The organism is Caulobacter sp. Root1455 (assembly GCF_001426905.1).
GTDB lineage: Bacteria > Pseudomonadota > Alphaproteobacteria > Caulobacterales > Caulobacteraceae > Caulobacter.
This window is the reverse complement of the sequence record NZ_LMFQ01000020.1, coordinates 556305-569562: the sequence shown is the minus strand read 5'-3', so window position 1 is coordinate 569562 and position 13258 is coordinate 556305. Positions and strand designations below refer to the sequence as shown.

Sequence of the window (13258 nt, the reverse complement as noted above, 5' to 3'; positions counted from 1 at the left end):
GGTGATCGCCGCCGTCAACGTCGTCTTGCCATGGTCAACGTGACCAATCGTGCCGATGTTGCAGTGCGGCTTGTTACGTTCGAACTTTTCCTTGGCCATTTTCTTAGCTCCAGGACCCCAGAGGGGCCTTCAATGGTTGAACTTCTGGGGTGGTGGGCGGGTGGGCTCCATCAGAGCCCACCCTATTCATCTCGTACGCTTTTTCCGGGGAAAAAGCTTACGCGTACTTCTTGATCACTTCGTCGGCGACGTGTTGCGGCACCGGCTCGTAGTGGTCGTATTGCATGGTGAACTGGGCGCGGCCCTGAGACATGCCGCGCAGGGTGTTCACGTAGCCGAACATGTTGGCCAGCGGCACGAAGGCGTTCACCACCGTGGCGTTGCCGCGCATGTCTTGGCCCTGGATCATGCCACGACGACCGTTCAGGTCGCCGATGACCGAACCCAGATACTCTTCCGGGGTCACGACCTCGACGGCCATGATCGGCTCGAGCAGCTTGGGAGCGCCCTTTTCACGCAGTTCCTTGAAGGCGGCGCGCGACGCGATTTCGAACGCCAGCACGCTGGAGTCGACGTCGTGGTACTTGCCGTCCGTCAGGGTCGCCTTGAAGTCGATCAGCGGGAAGCCGGCCAGCAGGCCGTTGTCCTTGACGGACTCCAGGCCCTTCTGGACGCCGGGGATGTATTCCTTCGGCACCGCGCCGCCGACGATGGCGCTTTCGAACACGAAGCCCGAACCCGGCTCGCCCGGTTCGAAGGTGATCATGACGCGGGCGAACTGGCCCGTACCGCCGGTCTGCTTCTTGTGGGTGTAGTCGATCTCGGCGCGCTTGCCGAGGGACTCGCGATAGGCCACCTGCGGCGCGCCGATGTTGGCTTCGACCTTGTAGGTCCGCTTCAGGATGTCGATCTTGATGTCCAGGTGCAGTTCGCCCATGCCCTTCAGGATCGTCTGGCCGCTTTCGAAGTCGGTCGAGACGGTGAAGGACGGATCCTCGGCGGCCAGCTTCTGCAGGGCGACGCCCAGCTTTTCCTGGTCGGCCTTGGACTTGGGCTCGACGGCGATCTCGATGACCGGGGCCGGGAACTCCATGCGCTCCAGGATGACCGGCGACTTCAGGGGATCGCACAGGGTGTCGCCGGTGCGGGTGTCCTTCAGGCCGGCCAGGGCGACGATGTCGCCGGCATAGGCTTCCTTGATGTCTTCGCGGTTGTTGGAGTGCATGAGCAGCATGCGGCCGACCCGCTCGCGCTTGTCGCGCGTGGCGTTCAGCAGGCCCATGCCGGTTTCCAGCTTGCCCGAATAGATGCGGCAGAAGGTCAGCGAACCGACGAAGGGGTCGTCCATGATCTTGAACGCCAGAACCGACAGCGGCTCTTCGTCCGAGGCGCGACGCACGACTTCTTCTTCGGTCTTGAAGTCGATGCCCTTGGTCGGCGGGATGTCCAGCGGCGACGGCAGGTAGTCGACGACGGCGTCCAGGAGCGTCTGCACGCCCTTGTTCTTGAAGGCCGAGCCGCAGAGGATCGGATAGAAGGCGCCGGTCAGCACGGCCTTGCGGATGCACTTCTTCAGCACGGCTTCCGAGGGCTCTTCGCCGCCCAGATAGGCTTCCATCGCCTCGTCGTCCATTTCGACGGCGGCTTCGACCAGATAGGCGTGGGCCGCCACGGCCTTGGCCATCAGGTCGGCGGGGATCTCTTCGTCGCGGAAGTTGGCGCCCAGGGCGTCGTTGTCCCAGATGACGGCCTTCATGCGGACCAGGTCGACCAGGCCGCTCAGCGAGGATTCCGAACCGATCGGGAATTGGATCGGAACGGCCTTGGCGCCCAGGCGGTCGCGGATCGACTCGACCGACTTGTCGAAGTCGGCGCCGATCTTGTCCATCTTGTTGACGAACACGATGCGCGGAACGCGATACTTGTCGGCCTGACGCCAGACGGTTTCGGTCTGCGGCTCGACACCGGCGTTGCCGTCCAGCACCGCCACGGCGCCGTCGAGGACGCGCAGGCTGCGCTCGACTTCAATCGTGAAGTCGACGTGTCCGGGGGTGTCGATGATGTTGAGGCGCTTGTCTTTCCAGAAAGCGGTCGTCGCGGCCGACGTGATCGTGATGCCGCGCTCTTGTTCCTGGTCCATCCAGTCCATGGTGGCGGCGCCGTCGTGGACTTCGCCGATCTTGTGCGACTTACCCGTGTAATACAGGATCCGCTCGGTCGTCGTCGTCTTTCCGGCGTCGATATGCGCCATGATGCCGAAGTTACGGTAGTCTTCGATTTTATGCTGGCGGGCCATGGATCTAGCTCTGCGTGACAGCCCGACCCCAAGCTGGGGCAGGGACATTTAAACGTGCGGCGCGGGCGGTTTATCTCAAACCGCCCGCGCCTGAAAGAGTGCTGGTAAGAAAGGTTACCAGCGGTAGTGCGAGAACGCCCGGTTGGCTTCAGCCATCTTGTGCGTGTCTTCGCGCTTCTTCACCGCGGTGCCGCGGTTGTTGGAGGCGTCGAGCAGCTCACCGGCCAGCTTTTCGGTCATGGTGTTCTCGCCGCGCTTGCGGGCGGCGGTCACCAGCCAACGGATGGCGAGGGCGCGGCGGCGGTCCGGACGGACTTCCACCGGCACCTGGTAGGTGGCGCCGCCGACGCGGCGCGACCGGACTTCGATCGCCGGGGCGACGTTGTCCAGGGCGGAGTGGAAGGTCTCAAGCGGACCTTGGTCCTTGCGCTTGTTTTCCAGGATGTCGAAAGCACCATAGATGATGTTTTCGGCGACGGCTTTTTTGCCCTCGTACATCACGTAGTTCATGAACTTCGTGACAATCAGATCTCCAAACTTGGGATCCGGCAGGACTTGGCGTTTCTCGGCGCGACGGCGGCGGGACATCTTCTTCTATTCCTTACTTCGGACGCTTGGCGCCGTAGAGCGAACGACGCTGCTTACGATCCTTGACCCCTTGGGTGTCGAGGACGCCGCGCAGGATGTGATAGCGGACGCCGGGCAAGTCCTTGACGCGGCCGCCGCGGATGAGCACCACCGAGTGCTCCTGCAGGTTGTGGCCTTCGCCCGGGATGTAGCAAACGGCTTCGATGCCGGTGGTCAGACGGACCTTGGCGACCTTACGCAGAGCCGAGTTCGGCTTCTTCGGGGTCGTCGTGTAGACGCGGGTGCAAACGCCGCGACGTTGGGGGCAGCCCTTCAGGGCGGGCACCTTGTTCCGGACCGGCTTAGGCTGGCGCGGTTTGCGGATGAGCTGGTTGACGGTAGGCATTAAGTCTCTGCTCTGATGGAAGCGTGTGCCTTTCGGCCGAGGCGCTTCAGGTCCTAGTCATTGTATTCCGGCTTGTCTCGGCCCCGGATGGGGACCTGATAAACACGAAACTCGCCGGGACGCGGAAGGCGTTCCGGCGGGCTATCCGTCGGGTAAGGGACGGGCGCTCATCAGGACGGACAGGGTCCGCCTCGAAAAGAGCGCGGAAACTACTCGCGAACGTCTCCCACGTCAATGCCGAGTCATTTCGCGGGTTTGCGTCGGTTAACGCCCCCCTAACGGCCACGCTTTCGCCACCTGAGGTGGCGAGCCTGGCGAGCCTTGTCCCGCCATTCCCGAGCCCGCCTTGCGCCTGTCGAAGACCCCTCGCGGACGCCTGGAGCGAGGCGTGATCCTGGCCGCGACCCTAGGGCTGCACGGCCTGGTGCTGTTCCTGCTGACCCGCCCGGTGGCGCTGGTCTTCCCCGACCGCTCCACCAACGAGGGGGCTATCGAGGTGAGCCTGGACCGGTCCAGACGCTCGACGCGGCCGACGGCGCGATCCGAGACGACCGCGCTGGCCCCACATCGCCCGTCGCTGGCCGCGCCCTCGATCGTGGAGGCCCTGCCCGCGCCGGCCGCCCCGCCGGGTCTCGCCCCGGCGATCGTCGGCGCGACACCCGGTTCGCAGGGCGGCCTCGCCGCCGCCCTGCGGGCTGGCGGTTACGCCTGCGCCGGCGGACACAACGCCCTGCTCTCGCCCGAGGAACGCGCGCGGTGCCAGGAGAAGCTGGGCGCTCTGGCGCTGAACGCCCCGCCTCTTCCCGCCCCGATCGATCCGGCCAAGCGCGCCTATTACGACGCTGTCGCCGAGGCCTATCGCAATCCCGGCCAGATGGTCCCGCTGACCGCGCGCGGAGGGCGCGGCATGTTCGCCGTCGACGACAACGTTTTTCCGGGTCACGGCCCGCGCGTCGGCTGCTCGGTGAAGTTCGGGCCTAACGCCGATAAGGCCCCCAAGGGACCGCCCAACGCTCTACGGGCCGGCCCCTGCTTCATTCAACCGCCCGTCGGCTCGTTGACGCCCGAAGGGGACATTCGCAAGCCCTTCTAGGGTCAAACCCCACTGGCGCAAGCGCTTGATCGCCCCATCTAGGCGTTTGGAGGACACGGTTTCGCCACTTGCGGTGGCAAGGTTCGTCCTTCTGTTCCTGTCGAGCTTTCCTCTTTGTCCCTGAACGCGGCGCGCAAAACCCGGCTGAGAAACGGCGCCGTCTTCTGCGGGTCGCTGCTGCTGCACGCCGCGATCCTGACCGCCCTGGGCTGGCCGGTGATGACGCGCTTCCAGGACCGGTCGAACGACGAGGACGCGCTCAGCGTCACCCTGGAGCGCAGCGTCGTGCCGCGCAGGCCGGCGCCGGAGACCCTCGCCAGCCCTGACCGCGCCGCCGCGGCCCTGCCCGTGCAGCCGCGCGCGCCGCGCCTGGCCCCGCCGTCCTGGGTGCGGCCGCTGGGCGTCGGGCCGGTTCCGGGACCGCCCGCTCCGCCCAACCGCGTCACCGGGACCCCGCCGAAGCCGCAAGGCCCGGAAGGCGACCTCCGCACCGCCCTGCGCGGCAGCAGCGCCGGGTGCGCCAACGCCGACGCCGTCGGTCTGAACCGGCGTGAGCAGGAGCATTGCGACGAGAAGTTCGGCGCGACGGCCCGCAACGCGCCGGTCTATGACGCGCCGATGGAAGCGGGCAAGCGGCGCGGCTTCGACGAGCAGGCCATTCGCCAGGACGCCGCGCGCGCGGCGCGCGAGGCCCCGGTCGGCGTGGGCGTGGACCATCGCAGCCGCGAAGGGCCGGGAACCATGAAGGAGATTCCGTGGGTCGGCGGCGCCGAGCAGGACGGGCTGGGCAATCCGAGGTCGGCCGCCCAGCAGCGCCTCAAGCAACTGCAGGACGCCGACAAGGCCGACGAGCGTCGAAAGAAGGCCGAGCGGGAGAACGACCAGCGCTAGCGCCGCCGCGCCAGGGTCAGGCGACAAGCGCCGAAGCGTTCCAGGCGGCCGTGTTCAGCGTCACCGGCGAGTAGTCGCCGAACGCCCAGCGCAGCGGCAGGGCGGCCGGACGGCGCCAGGCGCGCTCGACCGTGAGCCGCCACTGGCGCTGGATCAGGTCGTCGCCGGTCGGCCTCCAGTCGATCTCGGCCCGCCCCTGGAGGTGCAGCAGGTCACCGGTCTCGAAATCGACGAACAGCAGGGCCGCGCGAGGATCCAGCACCAGGTTGCCCAGGGTGTTGAAGAACCGGTTGCCCCGGAAGTCGGGGATGGTCAGCACGTCGCCGCTCGCCTTGACGAAGCCCGGCAGGCCGCCGCGGTGCGAGATGTCGACGCCGCCGTTCTCGCCAGCGGCCCGGGTCGCCACGAACATCGTGTCGGCGCGGGCGATCTGGGCCAGGGCCTCGGCCGTCGGGAAGGCGATCGGCTCGGCCGGCAGGGGCGAGCTCGCCCCCGGCTCGACCGCGCGGGTCTGGATGTATTGCGGGCAGTTGCCGAAGCTCTGGAGGATCTGGAGCGTAAGCCCGCCCTGCCCCGCCGCCGCGATCAGGCCGTTGGCGCGGTTGCGGCGGCGGGTGGCGAAGTCCAGGCCCAGGGCGCCGAACGGGCGACCGGCGGCGAACAGCTCGGCGCCCGGTTCTCCCGCGCGCGGCAGGGCCGCGACGGTCAGGGTCGTGGGGTCGGGGCTCTGGACGAAGCCCGGCGGACCGGTCAGCACGGTGGCGACCGGCCAGCCGTCGGCGTCGGTGGTGGCGATGAACAGGTAGGGCAGCAGGGCGAAGAAGTCTCGGTGCTGGTCGGGCATGAACGGCCGGATGCCCGTCATGCCGGGCGTCCCCGTCCCAGCCATGACCTGGGCGATCAGCTCTCCGCGATGGAAGGGACCCTCCACGTCACGCGGCCTTGGCGGTCGCGAAGGCGGGCATGGGCTGGAACCAGGGTTGGGCCTCGATCCGGGCCAGCCAGGCGCGGACGGCCGGATAGGGCTCCAGGTCGACGCCGCCGTCCGGGGCGTGGGCGACATAGGAGTAGCAGGCCAGGTCGGCGATCGTGACGTGGTCGGCGGCCAGGAAGGCGCGGTCCGCAAGGTGGCCGTCCATGAAGGTCAGCACCCGGGCGGCGATGCGGGCGGCGCGGGCCGGATCGTCGGGGAAGTCGAACAGGGCGATCATCCGGGCGACGGCCGGGCCGTGCATGACTTCGCCGGCGGCGATCGACAGCCAGCGCTGGACCCGGGCCGCGGCCGCCGGTTCCTGGGGCAGCCAGGCGCTGTCGGGCGCGTAGCGGCGGGCCAGATAGACCAGGATGGCGTTGCTGTCGGCCAGGGTCAGGTCGCCGTCCCGCAGCACCGGGATCTGTCCCAGCGGATTGAGGGCCAGGAAGGCCGGCGCGGCGCGGACCTCCTTGGGCGCGTCGACGAACCGGTAGTTCAGGCCCAGGGCGTTGAGCATCAGCCCCACCCGATGGGTGTGGCCCGACAGGCCCGTGCCGTGCAGGACGATCTCGGTCTTGGTCATGGGAAGCCTCCCCGTGTTGCGATGGGGGAGCTTCGCTCTTGCGCCATCCGGAATGAATTGAGCAAATCGACAAGTCATAATTGCGGATCGTGAAATGGACCGTCTGGACGAGCTGGCCCTGCTGGTCGCGGTGATCGACGCCGGCGGCCTGGCCGCGGCCGGGCGCAAGCTGCGACGCTCGCCCGCCGCCATGACCCGGGCCCTGGCGGCTCTCGAAGAGCGGATGGGCGCGCGGCTGATCGAGCGCACCACCCGCCGCCTGGCCCCCACCGAGGCGGGCCGCGACCTGGCCGAGCGGGCCCGGCGGCTGCTGGCCGACTACGAGACCGCCCTTCAGGCCCCCGTCCCGGACGCGGTGCGCGGCACGCTGCGGATCACCGGCCCGACCGTGTTCGGCGGCCGCCACCTGACCCCGGTCGTCGCTGATTTCCTGGCCGCGCATCCGGCCGTCCAGGCCGACCTGACCCTGCACGATCGAAATCTCGACCTGATCGAGGGCGAGCTGCACGTGGCCCTGCGGATCGGGCCGCTGGCCGATTCCAGCCTGCTGGTCCGCAAGCTGGGCGAGGTGCGCCGCGTGGTCGTGGCGTCGCCCGACTACCTGGCCGGGCGCGGGACGCCGCTGGAGCCCGCCGACCTGGCCGGGCACGACCTGATCCTGACCACCGTGGTCTCGGCCTCGCCCGAGTGGCGGTTCGAGAAGCAGGGCAAGGCCCGCGCCGTGCGGCTGGAGCCCCGGCTGCGGGTCAACAATGTCGAGGCGGCCCTGGCGGCGATGGCGGCCGGCCGCGGGATCGGCCGGGCGCTGTCCTATCAGGTGGCGCCGGACCTGGCGGCGGGACGGTTGGTCCGCCTGCTGCCCGATTTCGAGCCCCCGCCCCTGCCGGTGCAACTGGTCACGGTGGGCGGCCGGTTCATGCCGCCGCTGGTGCGGGCGTTCCTGGACTTCGCCGCGCCGAGGCTGGAGCGGCTGGCGGTGTTGCGGGAGAGCTAGGGCGGCGGCGCGGGCGTCGCGACGCCGCCGGCGACGGTCAGGGTCTTGTAGCAACGGTCCTTGTGGGCTCTCCAATAGACCGTATCGATATTGGCGCAGCCGTTCTGGACGATGGCCTGCTGGATCTCGGGGGTGTCGACGCTTTTCTGACCCATGTGCTTGCGGATCAGCGGCTTGCACGCCTTCACCGCCCGGGGACTGATGTTGTCGCGCTCACGGATGATCTCAAAAGCGGTCTTGCCCGTCTCCTGGGTGGCCACGAAGCCTCGCGGCAACTGATCGGGCTCGGCCGACTCTCCACACAGGGTCCGTCCGCCGGCGTCCTCGCTGATGGTCAGGGCGCCGTACTGCGCGGTCCCCGGCTCCTTGTAGGTCCCCGCGACCTTGGCCCAGGCGGCCTCGACAAAGGCTCGGTCGGCCGGCAGGAGGAAGCCGTCGGAAGGCTTGGGTTCGGGCGGAGGCTCCGGCGCGCAGGCCTGTAGAGCCAGCATCGTCACGACCGTCGCGGCCCACATTCCCCGTCTCGTCATCGCTTCCCCCGAACGCGAAAAGGCGGCGTCGACTCAACCCGCCATACTTTCGACTAGCACATGCCCCCGATCGGGGGAGCCCTGCCGTTAAGACGGCCCCACCGGCGCCGGACGGGTTTCGACGCCCGTGCAGTAGCGCGCGTAGGCATACATGTAGCGAGGGTCGAGCTGCCTCTCGCATCCGGCCTGGACATATTCCGTCATCACCGAGATGGGAGCCGGACCAGGGCCATGGAGCGCGCGTCGAAGGATCGCGCGGCACTGGGCACGGGCCTTGGCGGCGAGGGTGTCGCCGCCCCAATAGATCACGAAGCCGGCCGCGTCATGCTCATGGACGGCGATCGTGCCGGTCCAGTCTCGACCAGGGCCGCTGGCGTCGACACAAAGCGCCTCCGCGCCGTTGGGCATGCGGCTGATCACCGGATCCCAGAAACTGACGTCTTCCGGCGCACCGAACCGTTTGGCGATCTTGCCCGCGGCGAGATCGACGAAGGCCTTGTCGGCGGCCGCGGCGAAGCGATCGGACGGCTTGGGCTTCGGTAACGGCGCGGGCGGCTTGTACAGGATGAAGGTCGCCCCCGCCGCCGCCAGGCTCAGGCCGAGCGCCCAGAAAATGATCTTACGGACCACGTCCCCCCCGAAACACGTGCGGCCAAAACGCAAAGAGCGGCCAGGACTTAGAGTCCCGACCGCTCTTCACTAGCACAACCTTGAGGGTTGTCGCCGTCCGGCTATTCCGCGTCCGCCGTGGCGATCACGGCCGGCAGCGGCTCCATCGCTTCTTCGCGCTGCTGGGCCAGCTGCTCGTCGCGCTTGGCGGCGACGCGCTGCAGGCTGCGCAGATAGGAACCCGTACCGGCGGGGATCAGGCGACCCACGATGACGTTTTCCTTCAGGCCTTCCAGGGTGTCGGTCTTGCCGTGCACCGAGGCTTCGGTCAGGACGCGGGTCGTTTCCTGGAACGACGCGGCCGAGATGAAGCTCTTGGTCTGCAAGCTCGCCTTGGTGATGCCGAGCAGCACGGGCTGCGTCGTGGCCGGACGACCGCCGCGCGCGACGGCCTTGTCCTGCTCGACGTAGAACTCGGGCTTGTCGAGGTGATCGCCCTTGATCAGACCCGTGTCGCCCGGCTCGACGATCTCGACCTTCTGCAGCATCTGACGAACGATCGTCTCGATGTGCTTGTCGTTGATCGGCACGCCCTGCAGTCGGTAGACTTCCTGGATTTCGTCCACGAGGAAGTTGGCCAGGGCCTCGACGCCCAGGATGCGCAGGATGTCGTGCGGATCCGGGTTGCCGTCGATGATGTACTCGCCGCGCGTGATGAAGTCGCCATCATGCACCGCGATGTGCTTGCCCTTCGGGATCAGGAATTCGACCGCTTCGGGCTGGTTGCCGTCGGCGTCGATTTCCGGGGTGATCTTGATCCGGCGCTTGTTCTTGTAGTCCTTGCCGAATTCGACACGGCCGTCCATTTCCGCGATGACCGCGCAGTCCTTGGGACGGCGGGCTTCGAAGAGTTCGGCGACGCGCGGCAGACCACCGGTGATGTCCCGGGTCTTGGCGCCTTCGGTCGGGATCCGCGCGATGACCTCGCCCGGCTTGACCATGTCCCCGTCGGCGACGGAGAGAATGGCGCCGACCGACATCAGGTAGCGAGCCTCGCCGCCGTTCGCCAGGCGAACATAGGCGCCGTCTTCACCCAGCACGCCCATGGCCGGACGCAGGTCCGAGGCGCGGGCCGAGGTCCGCCAGTCGGCGATCACGCGTTGCGCGATGCCGGTGGCTTCGTCGGTCTCCTCGCGGACGGAGAAGCCGTCCACCAGGTCTTCGGCGCGGATGCGGCCGGCCACTTCGGTGATGATCGGGGTGGTGTAGGGGTCCCAATCGGCGAGGCGCTGGCCGCGCTTCACCTTGTCGCCGTCCTTGACCTTCAGGCGCGCGCCGTACGGCGGCTTGTAGTTCTCGCGTTCCTTGCCGTCGACCAGCACGCTCACGGCCGTGTTGCGGCTCATGACGACCAGTTGGCCGTCCGAACCGACCACGGTGGCGCCGCTGACGCGGACCGTACCGTCGTTGCTGCTTTCGAAGAACGACTGCTCGGCCACCTGGGCGGTGCCGCCGATGTGGAAGGTCCGCATCGTCAGCTGGGTGCCGGGCTCGCCGATCGACTGGGCGGCGATGACGCCGACCGCTTCACCGATGTTCACCGGGGTGCCGCGGGCCAGGTCGCGGCCGTAGCAGGCGCCGCAGACGCCGATCTTGGCTTCGCAGGTCAGGACCGAACGCACCTTCACCGACTGCACCGCGGCGGCTTCGATGGCGTCGGCCATGTTCTCGGTCAGGTAGGTGTCGGCCGGGATGATGATCTCGCCGGTCGCCGGGTCCTTGATGTCCTCGGCCGAGAAACGGCCCAGGACGCGGGCGCCCAGCGAGACCAGCACGTCGCCGCCTTCGACCACGGCGCGCAGGGTGATGCCCCGCGTGGTGCCGCAGTCTTCCTCGACGATGATGCAGTCCTGCGCGACGTCGACCAGACGACGGGTCAGGTAGCCCGAGTTGGCGGTCTTCAGCGCGGTGTCCGCCAGGCCCTTACGGGCGCCGTGGGTCGAGTTGAAGTACTCCTGAACGGTCAGGCCTTCCTTGAAGTTCGAGACGATCGGGGTCTCGATGATCTCGCCGGAGGGCTTGGCCATCAGGCCGCGCATGCCGCCCAGCTGCTTCATCTGGGCTTGCGAACCCCGGGCGCCGGAGTGGGCCATCATGTAGATGGCGTTGATTTCCTTCTCGCGGCCGTTCTCGTCCTTATGCTTCATCTGAAGCTCGGCCATCATCTCGTCGGCGACGCGATCGGTGGCCTTGGCCCAGGCGTCAACGACCTTGTTGTACTTCTCGCCCTTGGTGATCAGGCCGTCGGCGTACTGTTGCTCGTACTCCTCGGCCAGGGTGCGGGTTTCGGCGACGATCGCCTCCTTCCGCTTCGGGATGATGATGTCGTCCTTGCCGAAGGAGATGCCGGCCTTGGCCGCTTCCTTGAAGCCCAGACCCATGATCTGGTCGGCGAAGATCACCGTCGCCTTCTGACCGCAGTGGCGGTAGACGACGTCGATCAGGTTGCCGATTTCCTTCTTGGTCAGCGCCTTCTCGATCAGTCGGTGACCGATCGCGGTGTGCTGGGGCAGAAGGGCGGCGATCTTCATCCGGCCCGGGGTGGTGTCGATCACCCGGCGACGGATGACGCCGTCGGCGTCCATTTCCGTGAAGCGCGACTTGATCTTGGCGTGCAGCGACACGACGCCGGCGTCCATGGCGGCTTCGATTTCGCCCAGGTCGGCGAAGATCTTGCCTTCACCCGGCTCGCCGTCGCGGGCGACCGACAGGTAGTACAGACCCAGGACGATGTCCTGCGACGGCACGATGATCGGGCGACCGTTGGCGGGCGACAGGATGTTGTTGGTCGACATCATCAGGACGCGCGCTTCCAGCTGGGCCTCGAGGCTCAGCGGGACGTGAACGGCCATCTGGTCGCCGTCGAAGTCGGCGTTGAACGCGGCGCAGACCAGCGGGTGCAGCTGGATGGCCTTGCCCTCGATCAGCTTCGGCTCGAACGCCTGGATGCCCAGACGGTGGAGCGTCGGCGCGCGGTTCAGCATCACCGGGTGCTCGCGGATCACCTCTTCGAGGATGTCCCACACCTGGGGCTGCTCGCGCTCGACCATGCGCTTGGACTGCTTGACGGTGCCCGACAGGCCCTTGGCGTCCAGGCGCGCGTAGATGAACGGCTTGAACAGCTCCAGGGCCATCTTCTTGGGCAGGCCGCACTCGTGCAGCTTCAGGTCCGGACCCACGACGATGACCGAACGGCCCGAATAGTCGACGCGCTTGCCCAGCAGGTTCTGACGGAAGCGGCCTTGCTTGCCCTTCAGCATGTCGGCCAGCGACTTCAGCGGACGCTTGTTGGCGCCGGTGATGACGCGACCGCGACGGCCGTTGTCGAACAGGGCGTCGACCGACTCCTGCAGCATCCGCTTTTCGTTGCGGATGATGATGTCGGGGGCGCGCAGCTCGATCAGGCGCTTCAGACGGTTGTTACGGTTGATGACCCGGCGATACAGGTCGTTCAGGTCCGAGGTCGCGAAGCGGCCGCCGTCCAGCGGCACCAGCGGACGCAGTTCCGGCGGGATGACCGGAACGACCGTCAGCACCATCCATTCCGGGCGGTTGCCGGACTCGGAGAAGGCTTCGAGGATCTTCAGGCGCTTGCTGAACTTCTTCTGCTTCATGTCCGACGGGTTGCCCGCCAGCTCTTCGCGCAGCTTCTCGGCCTCCTTGTCGAGGTCGATGGCCTTCAGCAGGTTCTGGACCGCTTCGGCGCCGATCTCGGCGGTGAAGCTGTCGTCGCCGTACTCGTCCTGGGCGCGCATGAAGTCGTCCTCGCTGAGCAGCTGGTGCTGCTTCAGCGGGGTCAGGCCCGGCTCGGTGACGATGTAGTATTCGAAGTACAGGACGCGCTCGATGTCCTTCAGCGGCATGTCGAGCATCATGGCGATGCGCGAGGGCAGCGACTTCAGGAACCAGATGTGGGCGACCGGCGAGGCCAGTTCGATGTGGCCCATGCGCTCGCGACGGACGCGGGCCAGGGTGACTTCAACACCGCACTTTTCGCAGATGATGCCCTTGTACTTCATGCGCTTGTACTTGCCGCACAGGCATTCGTAGTCCTTGGTCGGGCCAAAGATACGGGCGCAGAACAGGCCGTCACGCTCGGGCTTGAACGTGCGGTAGTTGATGGTTTCGGGCTTCTTGATCTCGCCGAACGACCACGAACGGATCTTTTCCGGCGAGGCCAGCGAGATGCGGATCTGGTCGAAGGTCGGAGCGGCCTGGACCGGATTGAAGATGTTCAGGACTTCCTGGTTCATCTT

At 67.3% G+C, this 13258-nt stretch carries 12 protein-coding genes; 3 read left to right on the top strand and 9 right to left on the bottom strand.

The genetic code is table 11. The features are described 5' to 3' along the window. The 4 genes from ASD21_RS23350 to rpsL all read right to left on the bottom strand — a co-directional run. Positions 1 to 99: GTP-binding protein (locus tag ASD21_RS23350; RefSeq protein ID WP_199225306.1), on the bottom strand; the 99-nt coding region annotated here is incomplete at its 3' end. A 118-nt stretch (positions 100 to 217) separates the two neighbouring features. Then, entirely contained in the window at positions 218 to 2296 is a 2079-nt protein-coding gene (gene fusA / locus ASD21_RS12165) for an elongation factor G (RefSeq protein WP_056441086.1), read from the bottom strand. Positions 2297 to 2410: 114 nt separating this feature from the next. Then, positions 2411 to 2884: a 30S ribosomal protein S7 gene (gene rpsG / locus ASD21_RS12160; RefSeq protein ID WP_007661568.1), complete on the bottom strand. Its 474-nt coding sequence runs from the start codon at positions 2882 to 2884 to the stop codon at positions 2411 to 2413. A 13-nt stretch (positions 2885 to 2897) separates the two neighbouring features. Further along, on the bottom strand, positions 2898 to 3269 hold the full coding sequence (gene rpsL / locus ASD21_RS12155; protein WP_007661566.1) for a 30S ribosomal protein S12: 372 nt from the start codon (positions 3267 to 3269) through the stop codon (positions 2898 to 2900). Between the two features lie 388 nt (positions 3270 to 3657). On the opposite strand from rpsL, the gene ASD21_RS12150 reads away from it, so the two are divergent. Together ASD21_RS12150 and ASD21_RS12145 are read left to right on the top strand one after the other, a co-directional pair. Then, positions 3658 to 4362 carry a hypothetical protein gene (locus ASD21_RS12150; RefSeq protein WP_235524877.1) on the top strand — a complete coding sequence of 235 codons (705 nt, stop codon included), beginning with the start codon at positions 3658 to 3660 and terminating at the stop codon, positions 4360 to 4362. 114 nt (positions 4363 to 4476) lie between these two features. After that, complete coding sequence (locus ASD21_RS12145; protein ID WP_056441081.1) at positions 4477 to 5253, top strand: hypothetical protein; 777 nt, start codon at positions 4477 to 4479, stop codon at positions 5251 to 5253. A 16-nt stretch (positions 5254 to 5269) separates the two neighbouring features. Here the strand turns inward: ASD21_RS12145 and ASD21_RS12140 are convergent, their stop codons facing one another. Both ASD21_RS12140 and ASD21_RS12135 read right to left on the bottom strand, forming a co-directional pair. Further along, entirely contained in the window at positions 5270 to 6118 is an 849-nt protein-coding gene (locus ASD21_RS12140) for a pyridoxamine 5'-phosphate oxidase family protein (RefSeq protein ID WP_235524876.1), read from the bottom strand. A gap of 67 nt (positions 6119 to 6185) precedes the next feature. Beyond that, positions 6186 to 6809: a glutathione S-transferase family protein gene (locus ASD21_RS12135; RefSeq protein ID WP_056441077.1), complete on the bottom strand. Its 624-nt coding sequence runs from the start codon at positions 6807 to 6809 to the stop codon at positions 6186 to 6188. Between the two features lie 94 nt (positions 6810 to 6903). Between ASD21_RS12135 and ASD21_RS12130 the strand changes: the two genes are divergently transcribed. Then, the gene (locus ASD21_RS12130; protein ID WP_056441074.1) at positions 6904 to 7803 is read left to right on the top strand and encodes a LysR family transcriptional regulator; all 900 of its coding nucleotides are present in this window, start codon (positions 6904 to 6906) and stop codon (positions 7801 to 7803) included. Here ASD21_RS12130 and ASD21_RS12125 read toward each other — a convergent pair. The 3 genes from ASD21_RS12125 to rpoC all read right to left on the bottom strand — a co-directional run bounded on the left by ASD21_RS12125 (position 7800) and on the right by rpoC (position 13255). Continuing rightward, positions 7800 to 8318, bottom strand: a complete 519-nt coding sequence (locus ASD21_RS12125) for a hypothetical protein (protein WP_056441070.1) — start codon at positions 8316 to 8318, stop codon at positions 7800 to 7802. The genes ASD21_RS12130 and ASD21_RS12125 overlap by 4 nt on opposite strands. A 102-nt stretch (positions 8319 to 8420) precedes the next feature. Then, positions 8421 to 8963, bottom strand: a complete 543-nt coding sequence (locus ASD21_RS12120) for a hypothetical protein (protein ID WP_056441067.1) — start codon at positions 8961 to 8963, stop codon at positions 8421 to 8423. 101 nt (positions 8964 to 9064) lie between these two features. Continuing rightward, the gene (gene rpoC / locus ASD21_RS12115; protein WP_056441064.1) at positions 9065 to 13255 is read right to left on the bottom strand and encodes a DNA-directed RNA polymerase subunit beta'; all 4191 of its coding nucleotides are present in this window, start codon (positions 13253 to 13255) and stop codon (positions 9065 to 9067) included. Positions 13256 to 13258: the final 3 nt, after the last annotated feature.

Coding starts and splice junctions, on each gene's coding strand:
- fusA (WP_056441086.1), bottom strand. CDS start 2,296: ATGGCCCGCCAGCATAAAATCGAAGACTACCGTAACTTCGGCATCATG.
- rpsG (WP_007661568.1), bottom strand. CDS start 2,884: ATGTCCCGCCGCCGTCGCGCCGAGAAACGCCAAGTCCTGCCGGATCCC.
- rpsL (WP_007661566.1), bottom strand. CDS start 3,269: ATGCCTACCGTCAACCAGCTCATCCGCAAACCGCGCCAGCCTAAGCCG.
- ASD21_RS12140 (WP_235524876.1), bottom strand. CDS start 6,118: ATGACGGGCATCCGGCCGTTCATGCCCGACCAGCACCGAGACTTCTTC.
- ASD21_RS12135 (WP_056441077.1), bottom strand. CDS start 6,809: ATGACCAAGACCGAGATCGTCCTGCACGGCACGGGCCTGTCGGGCCAC.
- ASD21_RS12130 (WP_056441074.1), top strand. CDS start 6,904: ATGGACCGTCTGGACGAGCTGGCCCTGCTGGTCGCGGTGATCGACGCC.
- ASD21_RS12125 (WP_056441070.1), bottom strand. CDS start 8,318: ATGTGGGCCGCGACGGTCGTGACGATGCTGGCTCTACAGGCCTGCGCG.
- rpoC (WP_056441064.1), bottom strand. CDS start 13,255: ATGAACCAGGAAGTCCTGAACATCTTCAATCCGGTCCAGGCCGCTCCG.